This window comes from Lachnoanaerobaculum saburreum DSM 3986 (assembly GCF_000185385.1).
Lineage (GTDB): Bacteria > Bacillota > Clostridia > Lachnospirales > Lachnospiraceae > Lachnoanaerobaculum > Lachnoanaerobaculum saburreum.
On record NZ_GL622296.1, the window covers coordinates 2,688,612 to 2,707,664 of the forward strand.

A 19,053-nucleotide genomic window follows, 5' to 3' on the forward strand; every position below is an offset into this window, starting at 1 on the left:
GGTATTAGCTACATTATCATATCTATAGCCTGTATATCCGAACGGCTGCACCTGTTCCTGTGTACCGTAAGTATCATTTCCAAACTCATCATAACCGTATACCGTTTGGTTTTCGCTCTCCTGCTCAAAAAGACGAATAGGACTTCCAAGTTCATCACTTAGATATGTATAGACTTTTTCCTCTTCCTCCATGAATACAGTATTAAAGTCCCATGCATAGCTTTGTACATGCTCCTTGTCTTTTCCTCTTTCTATCATATTTCTTTGCAGCATGTTGTTATAAGGTTTTGTCCTGTCAAGTACATACCTTTCCTCGTATACCGGCTTACTTTCCGCTAGCTTAAGTTCAACGATACTTTTAAGTCCGGTTTCTCCAAAACCTTTACACTCACTACCGTATTCTCTAAAGCCTACTCTGTTTCCCATTCCGTCATAATCGTAGCTTCTTGCATTTCCTAAATTAGAGTAACTTAAACTAAGCCTACCTGATGCACCGTACTCATAGGCTTTTATTCTCTTTCCTCTGCTCATTACCCCTATAAGGTTTCCTCTTTTATCATACTCATAGGTTTTATTTTCATATAATCCGCTTGTCTTTACCAGTCTGTCCAGGGCATCATAAGTATAGGCTACCTCCATGCCGTCTTTTTTCATCTTGCTTCTGTTTCCGAAAGCATCATAAGCATACCTGCAAACTTCCTTTTCTCCTCTTTTTACGGCTATGAGGCGGTTTAGGCTGTCATACTCATAGTTAAAGACTGATGAATCTTCCCACAACTTATGTATGATTTTTTCTTTGTTCTTATCTTCCTTTATTCCCTTAGAGTTTACATCCCTTTTTCTTACTGTCTTTGTTTTATTTCCGAGTAAATCATATCCTTAAAGGTATTCTTCAAGTTTTTTGCTTCCTTTCATATGACAAAGCCTGCTTAAAAGCCCTCTTTCATCATACTCATAAAGACTGCCTATCTCATCAGGCATATCCTTTCTTATAAGTCTTCCTTCTTTGTCGTATGAATACCTTATCTCTTTATCTCCTGATATAAGACTTACAAGTCTTAGGTTTTCATCATAACCGTAATCAACACTTTTTCCGTCGGGATATACGGTTCTTAACCTTTCTCCTTCCTTTCCATACTCATATCTTACTTCTTTACCGTCATAATCAATTACCTTTGTTGTCCTTCCAAGCTTGTCATTTTCTATCCTTATAACTCCAAGTGCATCCTTCACATAACTTAATTTTCCTAAGCTGTCATACTCATACTCCGCTTTATATCCGTCTCCGTAAAGAATGCTTTTTATATCTCCCGCCTTGGTGTATGAATACCTTGTTTCATATCCGTCCCTGTCTTTTTTAAGTATTACTCTTCCTAAAAGATCGTATGAAAAGTACTCCTCTTCTCCAAAGGCATTTATAATACATTCAACATCTCCCATCAGGTTTCTTTTATATCTTGTTATCCTTGATACATTGGTGTCTTTAAGGCTTGCGGATATTTCCTTACCGTATATTTCTTTTATTTTTGTTCCTTCTTTTAATGAATGTTTTCTTTCTTCATCTTCAATACATGAAAGTAATTCCCTGCTTTCTTCATGCCTGTATACCGTAGAAAGCCTCCCTGCCTTATCATATCCGTACTCGGTTCTGTTTCCCATGGAATCCAAGACGGAGATTAGTTTCCCTCCCTGAGAGTATACATAACTTGTGCTGTTTCCTAATGCATCGGTTTCCTTTATTATGTTTCCCATGGCATCGTATTCAAAGCTTTGTTCCTGTAAAAAGCTGTTTTTTACTTTGGTAATACGGTTTAGTCTGTCATAGCTAAAAAGGATGTAATCGCCCTTTTCATTTTCTCTTTTTATAAGGTTGCCGACTTTATCATAGCTAAATACCTCATATCTTTTATCCGGGTATATTTTTTTATGTAAAAGTCCGCCTTTTTGGTATATGTAAACGGTTTCTTTTTCTCCGGTCTTTATCTTTGACACTTTTCCAAGTTCATTATATTCATACTTTCTCGTATTCCTTAGCATATCGGTTTCAAGCACTACTCTTCCTAGAATATCATAATCATAAGTATATGTACCGATATCATTGCTTATTTTTAAGCTTCTTTTACCGTACTCATACTCCGTTGCCGCTCCCGACTTATCCTTGTAAGACAACAGTCTGTTTCTTTCATCATAGGAATACTCTTCGCTATCCCCTAAAGGATCGATAACCGATATAAGATTTCCGTTTGCATCATAACGGTATTCATACTCTCCCTTGTTTTGTAAAATCTTTTTCTCTACCAGATTTGCGGCATTATAAACATACCTTACCTCTCCCCCGTCCGGTCGGATTTCTTTTGTAAGGTTTTGGCAAAGGTCATACTCCAGTATGAAGTTTTCACCGTCAGGCAGGGTAAAGTCTTTTATTTTATTCATTTCGTTATAGTTAAGTTTTGTAATGCTTCCTCTAAAGTCCTCAAAAAGAGATAACTTGCCGTTTTCAGTATACTCATACCTGCAAGTGTTACCCATGGCATCCTTTACTCCTGTAAGCAGGTCCTTGTCATTATATGAAAACTCCGTTCTGTTTTTATTTCCGTCAATGCTTGCCCTTACCCTGTTTAAGGCATCATACTCGTATGTTAAAACATTTCCGTTTTCTTCTATTTTGGATATGTTTCCTCTTTCATCATAAGAAACCTTGCTTTTTGAACCGTCCGGAAGGGTTACTATAACGCTTTCTTTATTTTCCTTATCTTCTTCATATTCACCTTCCTTATACTCTATGCTTGTAATCTCTTCTAAAGCGTTCTTTCTTTCAACAAGTCTTCCCTTATCGTCATAAGAGTATCTTTCAATCTCTTCTTTATTTTTATAATAAATGCTTAGATTTCCGTTTTCATCATACTCAAAGCCTTCTACCTCTCCGCCAGGGTATATGCAGCTTTTTAAGTTTCCTTTTTTATCATACTCATATACCGTGGTGTTTCCCCTTTTATCCGTATATGATGTTAAAAGGTTTCTTTCGTCATAGGTAAAGCTTTCGCTCTCTCCCGCATACTCGCTTTCAATGTTTCTGAAGTTTTCGTCATGTATGTGTACCTCTACATTTTCATTCTGGTTTGTTACAAAGGTTTTACTTTCTTCGCTGTCATACTCATATCTTATTATTCCTCCGTCGGCAAATCTTTGTATTCTCACCCTGTCAGCTCCATCATACATGTTTTCAAGTACATACACTCCCCTAGGATTTTTTATTTTTACCAAAAGTTCTTTGTCATAAAAATAATCATACATTCTTTGTCCGTTGGAATATACTCTTGTAAGCTGAGTGCTTTCATATCTGTACTCAATCTTTCTTCCGCTATGGTCTTTTACTTCTCTTAGTTTACCCTGTTCATCATATGAAAAGGTAAGGCTGTTTCCTGCTTTATCGGACACGCTTAAAAGTCTTCCCTCGGTATCATAGGAAAGTAATACTTTAACCCCGTCTTTTCTTTCCATAGAGAGAAGTCTTCCTTCTTTATTAAAAGTGTATAAAAGTCCTGTTTCGCTTTTATACTTAAACCCGTCCTTTGTTTTTTTAAGGCGGTTAAAATCATCAAAAACGGAAACTATGTTTTCTTCATCATCTAAAAGGTAGGCTTCATCCTGCCCGTCTGCAAGGTGTAGTATATATCCGTTTTTTTCCCTTTCTACGGATATTTCATAGCTGTGTCTCCAACCTTTTCCAAACACTCCTACTTTTTCTTCTTTACTGTTATAAAACCTTGTAAAGCTTAAAGGTATCTTTGAGAGTATCTTAAGATCTTCTTTTGAATAGATAAAGTTTCCGGTATTTGCATTTACCGGATCTCCCGTCATGGCACATAATGCACCCCTTGCACCCTTTAAAAAATCTTCCATACTGTTGTTTTTCATAAGATCTTTTAAAAGTTCATTCCATGAGGCAAAGGCCGGACCGTTTTTTTCAAGCATCTTTGAAATGATTTTATAGATTTCTTCCTTTAGCTGTACATCACTAAGTTCTAAAGCTGCCGGCACTGCATTATTTCTTACACGATTTAACGCACCTGTATAAACCGCACTGTAACTTCCATCCTGATTTTTGATTATCTTTACTCCTGCACAGGCTGCCAAACTTCCCATAAGTTTTAACATAAGCTTGTCTTTCTCACTTGGCACTCCTGCCATGACAGGCATTGCACCAAGCATCATTGGAAGCAGTCTTTCAAAGTCCTTTGACATATCCTTATAAGGCTCTTTTAATTCTTCATATGTCCTTGATTTTTTCCCCTTAAGCAATACTTTATCGGCTGATATATTTACATCACTTTTTAACTTTATGGAACTTCCCTTTACTCTCTTCATTAGACACTCCTTCCTTTTTAATGTCTTATTCACTTTGTGTTTAAATTTACCTGTTTTAATTCTCCCATATACTCGCCAATAAGAATTATTGACTCTTTAGGTATATCTTCAAAAACATCAATATCAAACGCCCTTTCCAAGGCTTTTTTCCAAAGAATTGAAATGATATCTTCATATCCCTTTAAAACAAACCTTATCCCTTCTTCTATCTCCGGCTCACTTAATATAAGTCTTCCGATACCCTCCATCATTTCTTCACGAATTTTACAGGAATCTTTTTTCATAAAATCCGGAATCCAATACCTGATACCTAAAGGTTTATCTATATACAAGCCCTCATCTGAGGCATATAACATACATTTATAGCTTTTTGTATAAAGACTCGTATTAAGAAAAAATAATATAAGATACTTAAGCTTATATATCCGCTTTTCCTCTATCACATTTGACAGTATGTTTTTTATTTCTTCATATAAATCCTGTATATTATAATCTTTATACTCCCGAATTTTTTCGCCGATCCATCTGTATCTGAAACTTTTAAAATATTCCTTTTTTTGCTTTTCCCTATTCATTTGTCTACTTTCTTACCGGTATTATATTTTGAAGTATGTCATTCACAGCTTTTTTCCATGTCCATGATAATGGCTCCCTACAATTAAACATAACCTGTACTGTTTCTCTACCTATCTTACCCAGACCCGTTTTATGATATATTCTCTCATCTATTCCGGGTATAATAAAATCAAAGCAATACATTTTTACACAGCCTTCTTTCTCCAATTCATCATATGTTAAAAACTTTATCCCATTATGTGCTTTTGAAAGAAGACTTTTAAAATCAGTTACCAAAGTTTTTACTTCCGTATCTTCACTGACTTTAAGAAGGCTAATGCTTAGATTTACATCTCCGGCAAGATTTGTTTTTATTACCTCGGGTCTAAAATTAGTAGGATATTTTATTTCACTTATCTCCTTTGGCAAATCTATAAAAGATTCCGGAATATATATACTTAACAACTTATCAAAGTACTGTTTTTTGCTAAAAGTTTCAAATCTGCCTTCTATATAGTATCCCGTATCCAAAGACATAGCTTCAGCTTCAGAGTTCCTTACTTTTAGAGGGATGATTTGCTTATCATAATAATTTTCTGCCATTTAATCTATATATCTCACTTTCTCATTGCTGATATACCAAAATTTATCTGCAACTTCCTTCGTCATAACAACTTCCTTTAATCTGTCACAGCCTACAAAGGACATTTCTCCTATTTCCTTTACGCTTTCAGGGATATAAATGTATTCTAATTTGTCGCAAAATTGAAATTCATAATCTCCTACAGATATCAAATTTTGAGGTAATTCAACCCTTCTTAAATTCTTACAAAACGCAAAAGCGAAATCTCCAATGTATTTTAACTCTTTAGGAAAAATCACTTTTTCAAAAGCAACCTCGGAAAAAACAGAATCAGCTATACTAACAGTACCTTCCTTTATAATAATCTCTTTTTTTCCTTTATCCACAAAACCTACAATATGATTTTGTACATATTTACAGCCATATTGATCTTCTTCAATCTCTTTATAATATTTTGTGCCATAAAACGAACTCCCTATATACTCAGGATTATCTTCAAATTTTACAGCTTCTAAGTTTGTGCAATGCCCGAAAGCCCCCGATTCTATTCGTTTAACATACTTGGGAATTATTATTTTTTTTAGAGAACTGCAGCCTCCAAATGTGTTTTCTCCAATGTATTCCAACTCCTTTGGCAACTCTATTTCAGATAAATTTTCACAGTCCTCAAATGTACTCTCATATATTTCTCTGACCGAATCCGGAATTAAAATTCCCTTCAAGCTTTTGCACTTATAAAATGCCGATTTCCCTATCCAATTCACATTTACAGGTATGTCTATATTTTCAAGATTAGTGCAATTATAAAAAGTATAACCTTCTATACGCTTTATAGTATTTGGTAAAATAATATTTTTTAATTTTTCAGAATCCCTAAATGCACTTCCGACTATAAAGTGTATATCTGAGCTAATGACAATAGTTTCCTTTATATCTGTTGACTTTAATAAAATATCTCTATAAATTTTTAAACCATCTTCATTTGCAGGTATATTTTCAAGCCATTTGGTTCCTGTAAAACAATTGGAACCGAACTTTTCTACACTATTCGGTACGATTATATTTTCCAAATTTACACAATCATAAAAAGCAAGAGTCCCTATCTCTTTAATTCCTTCCGGTATCTCTATTTCTTTTAATGAGGAACAATTATATAAGATTTCTTCTTCTATAGTTTTAAGGCTATCAGGTAGCTTTATTTCTCCCAACTCTACGCACTCTCTAAAGGCAGCAGTTCTGATTTCTATCACCGAATCGGGTATAATTATATTCTTTAGTTTTGTATTTGAAAAACTAAAGACACCTATACTTTTAAGTAAATCAGGAAATACTATACCTTCTAAACTTTTACAATTATAAAATGCATAATCTCCCACCTGCTCCAATAAATCCGGCAACTTTACAAACTTTAATTTATCACAATTTGAAAAGGTTTTATTTTCTATTATCTTCATTTCTGACGGCAAGTTGATACTCTCTAAACTTGTGCACTCGTAAAATGCACTTTCTTTTATCATTTCTACAGATGAAGGTATATTTACTTCTTTTAATTTAGTATTTGAAAAGCTAAACTTTCCTATCCTTTTAAGTGAAGGCGAAAATTTTATATTTTCTAAACTTGTGCATTCATAAAATGCTTTATCTCCTATTTGTTCCAATGTATCAGGTAACTCTACAATCTGTAATCTATCACACCCCGAAAATGTTTCATTTTCTATTGATTTTATTGATGAGGATAAGTTGATATTCTCTAAGTTTGTACACTTATAAAATGTACCTTCTTTCACATATTCTACCGAACGTGGAATATTAATTTCTTTTAAGTTACTACAATTCATAAATGAAAACTTGCCGATTTCTTCCACTCCATATGGTATCACTATTGTATTAATAATTTTATTATTTGCAAAAGCATAGTCACCAATAGCTGTTACGCCTTCAGGTATTGTTATGTCAATCTCCCCTTTTATTCTGTCCATAATCCCAACTCTATAATTAACTACAACACCTTCTTTTATTACAAAGTATCCTTTTAAATCTACTACTATAGACAGTATAATAGAGAATATTATAAATATTATAAATATTATAAAAGCACTTTTATCCTTTAGATTTTTTGTCAACATTAAATCCCCCACAAAATCATTTTTTAGATTATTAATTTGTTTTCTCTATAATTTTATTCTTTATAAATTCTTCAGTTAGCTCTAATTCGACTTTATTACTATCACCCTGATCATAGTATATACCTATAAACTTCCCCCAATGATATTTCTCGCCTTCTACTCTATCAATCATATTATATTCAGAAACTTCAGTGCTAACTTCTGCATCCATATCGTATTCCTTAACCAGTCCTTCCTTATTTCCGTACATTACAATTTTTACCATATTCACGTCTTTTTTATCATCAGTATCACTATCAGTCTTAAAATAAGGTCTAAGTTGAGCAGCTAATTCTTCTATCTCTGATATACCTACCAACCCAACTAATGTATCAACTGCAGTAGCAAAAACACCGGTAGCTGTATCCACTATTCCTATTATTACCTCAACAACAGTCTTTCCTGTTGATGTAGCTGTGTCTCTACCTTTATTTTTTGTTGCATGATCCAAATAAACCCCTGCAAGATAATCAAAAAAAAGCTTTATATATGGTTTGTGTAAGTAAACAATAGACTCTTTTAGTGTAACTCCTCCAATATTTTTTTATACCAATCAGTACATGTGTCGCTTTCCTTCCATACAACCATCATTATATCTTTGTCAGTAACAATCTCCTGATTCCCAATTAACTTACATGCAAATCCATCCCTTCCGGGGCAATCCACTTCAAAATAATAATCTTTACCTCCATAAAGAATTATATCTATCCAATAGAACCAATAATGTAAACCGGATACATATCCATAACTATTTTCATTGATTTTAAGTACATCATCAGGAAATTTCATTTCTTTATTTCCTGCATGACTTTTTATCTCATATGCACCTATATACTTGGTCTTTCCCCAACTTTTTTCATAAACAAATATACTTCCGGGGCTATTACCACTCTTAATATCATAAAATTCTATACCGAAGTTATATAAACCTGAATTCTTAACCTTTACATGACCTATAAAGTCTTTTCTGTCACTTTTGCGACTCCAATTTTTCTTTTCATCTTCAACTATTTCTACAGCATCTTTTATTTTTACATTATCGTAGCTTGGTGAAGTTTGCCCTGATGTCTTAAATGAAACTATACCACCCTTGTTACATGCAGCTATAGAGTCCTCCGTAACCGCATCACTTTTATCATTAATTGCAGTATCAAATATTTTCATGTTTGAATTGTCAGTAACCCACCACTTTCCAAGTTTAGGGTCACATTTACAAGGTTTACTCCTGTTTTTATTGCACATTCCAAAGCCTTTTATATTATCAGTAGTACTGTCATTTTCTGTAATTAAAGGCCTTCCATCTGAAGTGTGCACTCCATGATCATCTTTCAAGTTTAATACACATGTTTTGCTTCCATAGCTACAGGAAACCTCTGCGCCTACTACCACATATTCATATCCTCCATATCCCTTCATTTCCTGATGCTCATACATTTTCTGTATACCGTCCGCCACTTTGCACCTCTTTCTTCGGATTTGTACTCCATTACTGCTACAAAATTTTACTCGCTTATATACACTATCTCTTCTTTACTGCTTAGTCTTATATTTCTTGCCTTTATAGTAAATTTATCAGCTGCACTTATGCTCAAATCTCCACTGCCTGTAAGCTTGAATCTTCTATCATTTAATGTCAGTATATCATCTGCAATGAAGCTTATTCCCTCCTTTGAGAAATTAAGACTTTTCTTTCCCACTTCCAATTGCTTTTTATTTTCATCGCTACCCTTACTGCCGAAGGTTCGTACTACATACATATCTCCTGTATCCATACCTGATATATAAAGTTGTGCTTTTTCTCCTACATCAGGTACCGCATATAATACATTTCCGGTCTCAGGATACCAATCAAATCCATAATCCGGCTCTTTTTTGTCTATATCAAGTCTTAAGTATACTTTTCCATCCTTATATTTCTTAATTTCCCCCATAAGGCTCAAACCTATTATATTTTCATTTTCAAGCGGATATATCATATCTTCTATATATGATCTTTCAACTCCTTGAAAATTAAATATCAGCTCACCCTTTGTAAACTCCACCTCTTTTTTATATAAAGTTAAAATCTTATTATCTAACGCTATGTTATCACCTATATCGTAAGAGTTATATGTCCTTAGCCTATACTCTATCCGACTTTTATTCTCATTTTTCTTGATCAGATCTCTGCTCTCACTTATAATACCTCCGGGCTCAACCATATTCCCTGTATGTATGCCCATATGAATATATGGCCTATCATATTCCATACCCGGATACAGAAATGTTTTTATGCAGGATGCCATCCTAACTGCAAAAGCCCAGGCACTCTCCTTATAGCAAAGCACAGGTCCTTTAATTTCTTTATCATTTATATTGTAGTTGCTGATATCCCCTGAGTATTTTCTAACTACTTCACAGGCAATGTCACTATAAGTTTTTTCTATATTTTGAAATAATTCTGTATGCTCTTTATCGTCTAATTTTTTACTGTATGAATATGCTTTAAGTTCAAAATAATGTACATCGGCGGATGAATGAATGCTTATCTCTTCCACAAATCCTCTAAATACAGTGTTTCCTTTGTATTTTATATGTATATCCATATCCTTTTTGTCTGTAAGAATTGTTTCTCCTGGCTTTTTCTCCAACACCCCTTTAATATTACAGACGGTATGCATGTTTGGAACAGTATTTATAACAAAATTTTCAACCAAATAAATAGGTAATGCTATTTCTATTTCTAAATTTTCTATAATCAGCATAAAAAATCCCTTTCCGCTCACACCAAAAACACATTTTTCAACTTATATGAATACCTTCACCACTCACAGTTATTCCGTCTTTTAATATTATTTGTGTATCATCTTGTAAAAGCATAATCCTTTTACCTGCCACCATGGATATATTTGAATCCTCACTGCTTATCTCAACAGTGTCCTTTGCTTTTATCAAAATACTTCCTGTACTTACTATCTTGACTCCTGTACTGTCATTTAGTTCAATATAATCTCCCGTATCGCTTTTTATGGTTATACCTTCCGGTGTCAGTCTTATTTCTTTTCCGTATTTATTTCTCCAAATTTTATTTTCAGGATCGGTTCTTATTCCATCTCCCTCATTTTCATGTACTGCACTGCAAACATAGGCATTTTCTTCATTTTCTGTAGGAAAATACAGTCTTACGCTGTCTCCTACTTCCGGCATACAATACCACCCTGCTCCGTCACTTGAAGAATATACAGTGGAAAAATCAAACCATCTTTCTATTTCTTCATCCTTATTTTCTATATCCTCTATTGCTATCTTAACCTTTTCTTTTTCTACATTTGTAACTTTAGCGTAAAGTGATGCTCCTATTACTTTCAAATCATACTTGCTTTCTTTTTTTACTATATAATCTATATCCTGTGTTAAATAATATGTATGGTAAAGTTCACTTCCCTCTGTTTTAGATACAATTTTTATTATACGGTAGTCTCTTCTGTTAAAGCTTACTCTGTCTCCTAAACTATGGATTTCCCTTGATTTGACTTCATAAACTGTATACTCTTTATTTACAACAATACGCACATCCTGTGAAGTTAAAACTCCGGTATCTCTTTTTGGCATACCGAAAAAATACTTCACCCCTTCACTCTGATAATCCGGCATTACCACTGTCTGCTTTAAAGCTGCAATCCTTTTTATAAAGTTCCAGTCATTTTCTTCATACTGTACCAAAAATCCGGGCAATACCCCCTTTCCGTCTTCTCCTGTTATATAGTATGACTCTTCATATCCTTCTTTTAATGCATTAAGTATATCAGCATATTCTCCGGCACATTTAGAAAATCCTCTTGTATGTACTTTTTCTTCCATTAAAGAACTTCCTGTGATTAATTCCAATTCAACAAGGAAACTTCCGCTTTCCTTAAAGAAACATATTCTTTCTAATAATCCATAAAATATCGTACTCTCTTTATCTGTTTCATCAAGGGCATTAACCCTTACCCATCTTGTATTTTGGGCAGTATTAATATACTCTTCTTCTCTTTTTTCTTCTATTATGGCTCTTATTATTGCCCTACCATGCTTGCCCACCTCATGTTTTGCTTCATAACTTGTTACCGCAAGTACATCAAAAATATCAAGTTTTATAAGGTTTTCTCTCATACGCTCTCCTCCACTTCCACAAACTCTATTCCCTTAACATCTCTTCTTATTAAACTTTCTGCAAAATCAAGATTTACAATAAAACTTATCTTTTCATTCTCTTCCCTGACTGCTTTAAAGAAATTATTGAAATCAGTGTTTAGCAAATTTTTTGTATAAAGCAAATAATAGCTTTGCATCTCTCTACTCTCTTTATCTATCAGCACAACTCTTTTTACAAAGATTTCTATATCAAAAAGAAGCAATACCTCTCTAAATCTTTCTGAAATAAGAGGATATACATTCATCATCAAATCAGGAAATATAAACTCCTTTGTTTTTTCTATTTCAAGAACAAACTCTCTTGGCATTTCATAAAATCTTTCATTAAGAGTATCTATATTCCTTGGAATATTCTCTAAAGTATATATTCGTATCCCCCTTGTATTTTCAAAATTTTCTTTTATATAAAAATATGGCAAGTTTCCTTTCATAGTTTCTCCATAATTATTCTCTTTATATTTATTGTTTCATGTTTTCTACCACTGATGGTATTCTTTTGCAAAGTCAAAGTAGAAAAACTTACTCTTGCCAACCTCCAAGATGTCTCCTTCTTTTAAATCTTTCGATGTATATGTTGCCGATTCATTTAGCCTTACAAATCCCATTGACTCTTCTCCAAGGAGTGTTCCTTGTAAATTTCTTGTATCATAGGCTATAACAGCATGATTCTTATCTCTTATATCTTCATCTCCTATAATCTGTATGCTCATAATATCATGACTTCCTATATAGTTTTTTCCTTCCGTTACATTGTAAGACTTTCCTTGACGCTTTCCTTCTATACATACAAGCCATGCATAAATCGGCTTTTCTTCTTCAAAAGAAAGATTTTTACCTACCCTTTTATCTCTATATTTTTCTTCCTCCGTTGGTTTTTCTCTTTTAAGCTTCCTATACTTTCTCTCTTTTTTTATCAGTTTTTCTTTATCCTCATTATCTATCTCTTCATATTCAAATCCCGGAAAATATTTGATGATTGCGGATAAAAGCTCCACATACATGAACTTACTCTCACCTATTTCCAAGATATCTTTATTTTTAAGAACATACTTGTTATAAACAGGTTTATTATCCATATATACAATACCGTCCGCTCTTGCAGGAATCAGATTAGCTTCCTTGGTTTCTTTGTCAAAAAATATTAAGGTAAACTTACCAAGCATCTTCTCATCCCCTAAAACCTGTATCTCATTATCCCTGTCAGTACCTATAAAGTTTTCTCCGAAGCTTATCACATAACTTTTCCCCTTTCTTGCTCCCTCTATACATACAAGCCATGCACATACAGGTCTTTCTTCTCTTAAAGAAAGTCCACATTCTTTCCTTAAATTTACATATACCTTTTCCGGGGTATCCAGATCAAAGCCGCAGTGTGGGCATATTGTTCCATACCTCGTTTTTGAAAACCTGTGTCCGTAAGGGCAGTCCATTATGTTTGACATCTTCTTCTCCTTGTTACTTGCAACTTTACCTTATCCTGATTATCACTAATCTACCAAAATCTTCTTTGGGCTAAACCCTGTAGTCCTAGACCAATCCGTATTCTTTGCAACTGCCAATATATCAAAAAGCCCTGTATAAATTTCTTTATTGCTTAGGTGACTTACCTTTAGCTTTCCTTCTTTAAATGCTATATAGTTTTCTATAATACTTCTATCTATTCCCTCAATACTGTTTATAACCATATAGCAAAAGATTCTGTCAGTTTCTTCACATTTTTTTGTACTCAGATATTCTTTGGCATATGCTTTTAATACTTCTATATTAAATGACTTCTCACCATATCCTGCATAATCTGTATTTATCAGATGTATGGTATCATACTCAGACCTCATATCGGCAAAGTTAAGGTAGGTATCTCTTAATACAAATCCTGATTTTAATAAAAAGTCGCAAAGCAGGATTTCTCCGTCTTTATTTTCTTTCTCATCGGAAAGGAAAGCTTCTATTTCATTTACTGTGAAGTCTTTATCTTTCTTTTCATTACACTTTAATCTAAGATATCTCCTTTGTTCTGTATGGGTGTATACCACTTTTATCTCTTTATTTACCTGATATACCTCTCCTTTCAGTTTTATTAGTCCCTTTCCTATGATGAGATTTCTGTTTTCATGGTCTGAACTTAATCTTAATCCTCTTATGACTCCGTCTGTATATCCCTCATAAAGGATATCAAGCAAATCTCTGGGATAGTCTCTTATTACTTCAAGTGCTTCTTTTTTTAAGATTCTTCCTGTCTCAAACAAAGGGTATCTGTTTTCCATAAACTTCTCCTTCTAGTGTTCTCCATCAAAGAAATCACAAATCCATTCATCGGTTTCAAACTTATACTCTTTTCCTTCTCCCGCATATAAGGTATCCTTAAGTCTGTATACAGGTACGATCTGAAATCCCCATTTTTTATAGTCTACAAAGGCAAATATCTTCAGTTCTCCGTTTTGTATATCATCAGTATCTTCCTGCTTTATATATCCGCTATATCTTCCTGCAAGTTCCATTCTGTCCGTTTCTCTTGCCTCATCTTTTTTAAAGTGAAACAGATATTCAAATCGTACACTTTCCGAAGCGTCATACAGATACATTCTAAGTAAGATATCTTCAAGACTTCTAAGCAGGCTTCCTGTCATCTTGTTGCTTTCAAATCCGTCTATAAGTACCTCTTGTCTTCCTGAGTATGACAGGGCTTTTATTTTATAAGGAATAAGGGCCTCTTCTTCTCTTATATCAAATCCTGCATATCCGGTTCTTTTATCATATAGATACCTCATCAGTCCGTCCACACAGGCAAGTTTTAACTCTTCCTTTTTAACACTTCCTCCGCTTTGCATCATGTTTCCGGGTACAAATTCTTTTAAGGCATCTCTAAATAACCCTATCTTACAGGATTGCCCTGTAAGCCTTATCATGTCAAAGTTATAAAGTTCTCCGTTTTTATAAAGTCTTTCCATAAAAACTTTCATAACCGCATAGATTTCTCCTGCAATCAGCTTTTCAACTTCATAACGGTTAAAGCTTATCTTAGGCATCCCCTCTAAAACTTCAAGTTTTTCTCCCTTAAAGACTGAGAGTTTATATCTGTCCGCCTCAAGTCTTAAAAGCCCCGATTCTCCCTTTTTTTCTTCAGGTACTTCTATAACGATATCATTTCCTGAAAAAAGTTCCTGTTTAATCTCATCCGCCAATGTGAATAAAAAAAAGTAATTATTCCTTACTCTGTAATACCCTTCTTTTCCATAAGTTTCAAATCGCTTAAAAGCTGTGGGTAAAATATTTTCAGCCTTTTCATAAGCTTCCTGTAATCCCTTATAAAAACTTTCAACACCTTCTTCATCTATATACCTATACGGGTCTGTAGGCAACCCATCAATTATTTCGTTTCCAAGATCCCTGTCTAAGCCTGACAACCTGGATATAAGTTTAAGCTTTAAAAGTTGCATGATTCTGTAGGTAATATTGTTTCCTCCAAAGTCCGTATTTCCGTTTTTATAGCTGTTTTCCATCGTATAGGTCTGTATATCACCCTTTGCATGTACCTTAAACTTACATGCACTTAGATCCGTCGTTCCTCCTCCACAGTCCATTATCAGTGCCTTATAGCTTTCTCCGTCTTTCAAGCGATTTTTCTCTCTCATTTTACTGATAAAGCTGTAAAGTACTGCCGTACTTTCATCCAAGGTAACCTTCAGACTTATAGAAAGCATTTTTGACAAAAGCCCCAACATCTGCTCATATACATGCTTTTGCTTAACCGGTACTGTGATATATACTTCCTTTATCCGACATTTAAAGTTATCTCTTGTGATATCAAGTACATACTTTAGATACTTGGCTATAATCTCTATCCTTTGTACATATCTGTATCTTCCCTTGGCATCCGTAAGTTCTTCTTTTCTTTCAAAATCTCCCGCCCATCTTTTAATATCATAAAATACGGAAAACCCTTTATCCGTATAGCTTAGGTTTGCAAACCACAAAGCCCTTCTTCCAAAAACATAATCTATACTGTCTTCATTTACATCAGTTACCGCTACAACTGTAGGTATCATCTTTTCAATAAAGTTTTCTCCTCCCACCGACTCCAAAAACAGTGTATGACAAATGGTATTTTCCTTAATTCCTCTTTGCTTTGCATGTATCTTTCTGTAATAGCTGCTGTCCGCATACATAGCTACTGTGGTGTTGGTGGAGCCAAGATCAAGTGCTATCGGCATATGAAGTTCAATCAGGGGAAGAATCTCAAAATCCATAATAGGAATCTTATAAACCCTGTACTTTGTAAGGTCTTTTCTCTCTTCTCCCATATATATACGGTATATAAACTTTGATGATTCTCTTTCCATAAGATAAAGGCTGTAATCTTTTATATCTGTAACGATACCTGAAAGAGATGCATCTTTTACAAGGTATAAAGAGTCTTTTTTATCTCCCATTGCAACTACATTGAATATGGCACATACCTTTTTATCACCACTTACAATCAAAGCATTGGTGTTTAAAAACTTTTCTTTATATTCTATTTTATAATCGTCAAGGAAGTTAAGTGCCGCTCCTTCATAAATACTGATTTTGCCTGATATCCTAAGTTCATCATTCTCAGGCTCTTTTATACTTAGTTTATCAAAGCACTCTTCAACCCTCTCTCTCCCGCCTTCCTTTTCTTCTTTGATAAGTTCATCTTCAAATGTTTGACAGTAGGAAAGTATAGCCTCTATAAGCTCTTTACTTGTCATATCCTTATCAAATCCCTTTACGATATGTTCTCTCAGGCAAATCTCTCTAAGTCGATATTCACTCATCAGCTCAAGTTCTTTTCTTGTATATGCCGCAGCCTGCTCTTCTTTAGTTATGTTCCTGTTAAGCTTATAGCTCATCTTATTTTCCTTCCAATCCGGTTCTTTTTAGTATATTGCCGTTTTTCCGATTTTCATACTTTCATCAACTCCCATAATACCGAAGTGGTATTTCCAAAAAACATCCGTTTCATAAGATATCGGCAAAAAGAGTTTCTCAAGCATTTCCATTCTCTCCACTTCTTCTTTTGTCTTATCCACCCCTGTAAATATGGTAAATTTCCTTAAATTCTCAGAGTGGATGTAAAGGTTTGCCTTCGGATAAAGCTCTCTAAGTGCCTTTCTAAAAACTGTTATATAATCTTTACATTTACATAAATCAAGCAGGCAAAAAATAATTCTTTTAGATTTTTCAAAGTCAAGGGAAAGCAAGGTTTTTCTTATACTTTTTAGAAACCTCCCCTCTTCTATCTCTTTTAAGATATACATTGCCCTTAACTCTTTTTTATCTCCCCCGCTTCTAAGATCCCATACCGCTATGTAATGAAATATTATATCTAAAAATATTTTTCTTACACTCTCAAAACCCTCTACATCCGGCAGAAAAATCTCCCCCAGTTCATTTGCAAAACGATACAAAGGGTTTACTTCAATTTCATTTTCCTCAATGGTATCTGAATTCAGAAAATCAAATGAGCTTTCAGTATAAGGACTTGGACTCTCACTGTTTCTAAATCTAAGATCTTCTAAGTTATATCCGCTTTTTTGTGCTTTTAATGCTATCTCCCATATGCAGTTCATACTTTGCTCCTTTTCATGATTGTAGTTTAGGCAATAGCTTGTACATAGTTTTCTAGTAAAATACCAATTTAGGTGTCTTGATTCCATCGGTCTCAATCCAGTGATATTCTCCCCTCAATCTCTCAGGTAATTCAATCTCCTTTAATGAATAGCATTCTCTGATAGCGTATGAATCCAGATATTCTACATTTCTTGGTATTTTTATTTTAGTGAAAGAACAATCTCCAAACGAGTATGCATATATTGCTTTTAAACTGTCAGGTAAATCAATATTTTCTATCTTTGAACACCCGACAAATGTAAAATAGTTAATTTCCTTTAATTTAATACCATCTTCGAAATCCACTTTTCTTAATTTTGAACATTGAAAAAATGCCTTGAAGTCGATCATTTCTACACTTTTAGGAATATAGATCTCTTCAATATCTTTTCTATTTTCAAATGCCTGTGCGGCAATTAATCTGGTTCCTGCTTTAATATGGATTATTGAACTTCCATTATTTTCAGAAGCTAAAAGTATATTATCTACATACTTACATCCATATTCATCCGGTTTTATATTATTTAAATACTTCGTATTTTCAAAACTATACCCGGCAATGCTTTCTATACCTGTGGGCAAATTAATACCTGATAAGTCCTCACAATTATTAAATGCTCCATATCCAATTTCAGTTATACTTTCAGGCAATTTAACTTCTGCTATACCTGATTGAGAAAAGGCATTTGCTCCTATTTTTTTCAGTCCTTCTTTAATATCTATCTTTTTTAATGCCTTACAATTCTCAAAGCAACTGTCTCCAATTTCAACTATTCCTTCAGGCAGTTCAATCTCTCTTAGCCCGGAATTATTTATAAATACAGCATTTGCAATTACCTTTGTAGAATCTTTAACTCTGACAGTATCATTTAAGCCTTTGTTATATAAAAGTACTTTCCCAAAATATATAGAGCCATATTCGTCAGCTATACTGTTTTTAAAGGCTTTTGTACCTCCAAATACATTTTCTCCTACACTTTCAATTCCTTCTGACATTCTCACTGTAGATAAACTGCTGCAATTATAAAAAGCGGAACTTCCAATTGCCTTTATACTGTCCGGCAAATATACACTTTTAAGACTTATGCAATTATTAAATGCTATCTCTTCTATTTCAGTTGTATTATTTGATAATTGTAAGTTCTTTAAAGAAGTACATTCTGCAAATGTACCTTTCTCTATTATTTTGACTCCACTTGGAAGTTTTACATCAGTTAATGCTTTGCAATTTAAAAATGCATCATTTCTTATTATTTCCAACTTTTCAGGTAATTTAATATCTTTTAAATTTTGGCAATCATAAAAAGCTCCCATTTCAATTTCTTTAATGTCATCGGATAATGTAACTCTCTCTAAACTCACACAGTCTGCAAAAGCAAAAACTCCAATTTCATTTACACCATCCGGTACTTCCACCACTTTCAAATCTTCTTTTTTTTCTATAATCCCACTTTTTATACCTATAAAAACATTGTTTTTAATTATCACCCTACATTTCAAATTAATTAATATAATATATGTAATACCAAATATTAAAAAAATAATAATATGACTAATATATCTTTTTAATTTTCT

15 protein-coding genes are annotated in these 19,053 nt (G+C 33.7%); all 15 read right to left on the reverse strand.

Features of this window, described 5'->3' with window-relative positions; all coding sequences use genetic code 11:
- On the reverse strand, positions 1 to 777 hold a 777-nt coding region (locus tag HMPREF0381_RS15495; protein ID WP_008752360.1), incomplete at its 3' end, for an RHS repeat domain-containing protein.
- A 102-nt stretch (positions 778 to 879) separates the two neighbouring features.
- Positions 880 to 4,368 carry a DUF6531 domain-containing protein gene (locus HMPREF0381_RS12470; protein ID WP_242824436.1) on the reverse strand — a complete coding sequence of 1,163 codons (3,489 nt, stop codon included), beginning with the start codon at positions 4,366 to 4,368 and terminating at the stop codon, positions 880 to 882.
- A 29-nt stretch (positions 4,369 to 4,397) separates the two neighbouring features.
- Positions 4,398 to 4,943, reverse strand: a complete 546-nt coding sequence (locus HMPREF0381_RS12475; RefSeq protein WP_008752362.1) for a hypothetical protein — start codon at positions 4,941 to 4,943, stop codon at positions 4,398 to 4,400.
- A gap of 4 nt (positions 4,944 to 4,947) precedes the next feature.
- Positions 4,948 to 5,526 (reverse strand): hypothetical protein, encoded by a 579-nt coding sequence (locus HMPREF0381_RS12480; RefSeq protein WP_008752363.1) that lies wholly within the window; start codon positions 5,524 to 5,526, stop codon positions 4,948 to 4,950.
- On the reverse strand, positions 5,527 to 7,632 hold the full coding sequence (locus HMPREF0381_RS12485) for a leucine-rich repeat domain-containing protein (protein WP_008752364.1): 2,106 nt from the start codon (positions 7,630 to 7,632) through the stop codon (positions 5,527 to 5,529). It abuts the gene before it with no gap.
- A gap of 31 nt (positions 7,633 to 7,663) precedes the next feature.
- Entirely contained in the window at positions 7,664 to 8,122 is a 459-nt protein-coding gene (locus tag HMPREF0381_RS15500; protein WP_008752365.1) for a hypothetical protein, read from the reverse strand.
- 68 nt (positions 8,123 to 8,190) lie between these two features.
- Positions 8,191 to 9,126 (reverse strand): DUF4280 domain-containing protein, encoded by a 936-nt coding sequence (locus tag HMPREF0381_RS15505; RefSeq protein ID WP_008752366.1) that lies wholly within the window; start codon positions 9,124 to 9,126, stop codon positions 8,191 to 8,193.
- A gap of 47 nt (positions 9,127 to 9,173) precedes the next feature.
- Positions 9,174 to 10,415, reverse strand: coding sequence for a hypothetical protein (locus HMPREF0381_RS12495; RefSeq protein ID WP_040461889.1), 1,242 nt, complete (start codon positions 10,413 to 10,415; stop codon positions 9,174 to 9,176).
- A gap of 37 nt (positions 10,416 to 10,452) precedes the next feature.
- Entirely contained in the window at positions 10,453 to 11,805 is a 1,353-nt protein-coding gene (locus HMPREF0381_RS12500; protein WP_008752368.1) for a phage baseplate assembly protein V, read from the reverse strand.
- Entirely contained in the window at positions 11,802 to 12,278 is a 477-nt protein-coding gene (locus HMPREF0381_RS12505; RefSeq protein ID WP_008752369.1) for a hypothetical protein, read from the reverse strand. Before HMPREF0381_RS12505 ends, HMPREF0381_RS12500 begins: the two co-directional genes overlap by 4 nt.
- A gap of 45 nt (positions 12,279 to 12,323) precedes the next feature.
- Positions 12,324 to 13,289: an FHA domain-containing protein gene (locus tag HMPREF0381_RS12510; protein WP_008752370.1), complete on the reverse strand. Its 966-nt coding sequence runs from the start codon at positions 13,287 to 13,289 to the stop codon at positions 12,324 to 12,326.
- 45 nt (positions 13,290 to 13,334) lie between these two features.
- Positions 13,335 to 14,111, reverse strand: a complete 777-nt coding sequence (locus HMPREF0381_RS12515) for a hypothetical protein (protein ID WP_008752371.1) — start codon at positions 14,109 to 14,111, stop codon at positions 13,335 to 13,337.
- Positions 14,112 to 14,123: 12 nt separating this feature from the next.
- Entirely contained in the window at positions 14,124 to 16,718 is a 2,595-nt protein-coding gene (locus tag HMPREF0381_RS12520) for an acetate and sugar kinases/Hsc70/actin family protein (protein ID WP_008752372.1), read from the reverse strand.
- 27 nt (positions 16,719 to 16,745) lie between these two features.
- The gene (locus tag HMPREF0381_RS12525) at positions 16,746 to 17,438 is read right to left on the reverse strand and encodes a hypothetical protein (protein ID WP_008752373.1); all 693 of its coding nucleotides are present in this window, start codon (positions 17,436 to 17,438) and stop codon (positions 16,746 to 16,748) included.
- A gap of 52 nt (positions 17,439 to 17,490) precedes the next feature.
- Positions 17,491 to 18,966: a leucine-rich repeat domain-containing protein gene (locus tag HMPREF0381_RS12530; protein WP_008752374.1), complete on the reverse strand. Its 1,476-nt coding sequence runs from the start codon at positions 18,964 to 18,966 to the stop codon at positions 17,491 to 17,493.
- Between the last annotated feature and the right edge of the window lie 87 nt (positions 18,967 to 19,053).

Excerpts from the sequence above, each read along its gene's own strand:
- HMPREF0381_RS12505 (WP_008752369.1), bottom strand. The coding sequence starts at position 12,278 with ATGAAAGGAAACTTGCCATATTTTTATATAAAAGAAAATTTTGAAAAT.
- HMPREF0381_RS12520 (WP_008752372.1), bottom strand. The coding sequence starts at position 16,718 with ATGAGCTATAAGCTTAACAGGAACATAACTAAAGAAGAGCAGGCTGCG.
- HMPREF0381_RS12510 (WP_008752370.1), bottom strand. The coding sequence starts at position 13,289 with ATGTCAAACATAATGGACTGCCCTTACGGACACAGGTTTTCAAAAACG.
- HMPREF0381_RS12480 (WP_008752363.1), bottom strand. The coding sequence starts at position 5,526 with ATGGCAGAAAATTATTATGATAAGCAAATCATCCCTCTAAAAGTAAGG.
- HMPREF0381_RS12485 (WP_008752364.1), bottom strand. The coding sequence starts at position 7,632 with ATGTTGACAAAAAATCTAAAGGATAAAAGTGCTTTTATAATATTTATA.
- HMPREF0381_RS12515 (WP_008752371.1), bottom strand. The coding sequence starts at position 14,111 with ATGGAAAACAGATACCCTTTGTTTGAGACAGGAAGAATCTTAAAAAAA.
- HMPREF0381_RS12495 (WP_040461889.1), bottom strand. The coding sequence starts at position 10,415 with ATGCTGATTATAGAAAATTTAGAAATAGAAATAGCATTACCTATTTAT.
- HMPREF0381_RS12475 (WP_008752362.1), bottom strand. The coding sequence starts at position 4,943 with ATGAATAGGGAAAAGCAAAAAAAGGAATATTTTAAAAGTTTCAGATAC.
- HMPREF0381_RS12470 (WP_242824436.1), bottom strand. The coding sequence starts at position 4,368 with ATGAAGAGAGTAAAGGGAAGTTCCATAAAGTTAAAAAGTGATGTAAAT.
- HMPREF0381_RS12500 (WP_008752368.1), bottom strand. The coding sequence starts at position 11,805 with ATGAGAGAAAACCTTATAAAACTTGATATTTTTGATGTACTTGCGGTA.
- HMPREF0381_RS12525 (WP_008752373.1), bottom strand. The coding sequence starts at position 17,438 with ATGAACTGCATATGGGAGATAGCATTAAAAGCACAAAAAAGCGGATAT.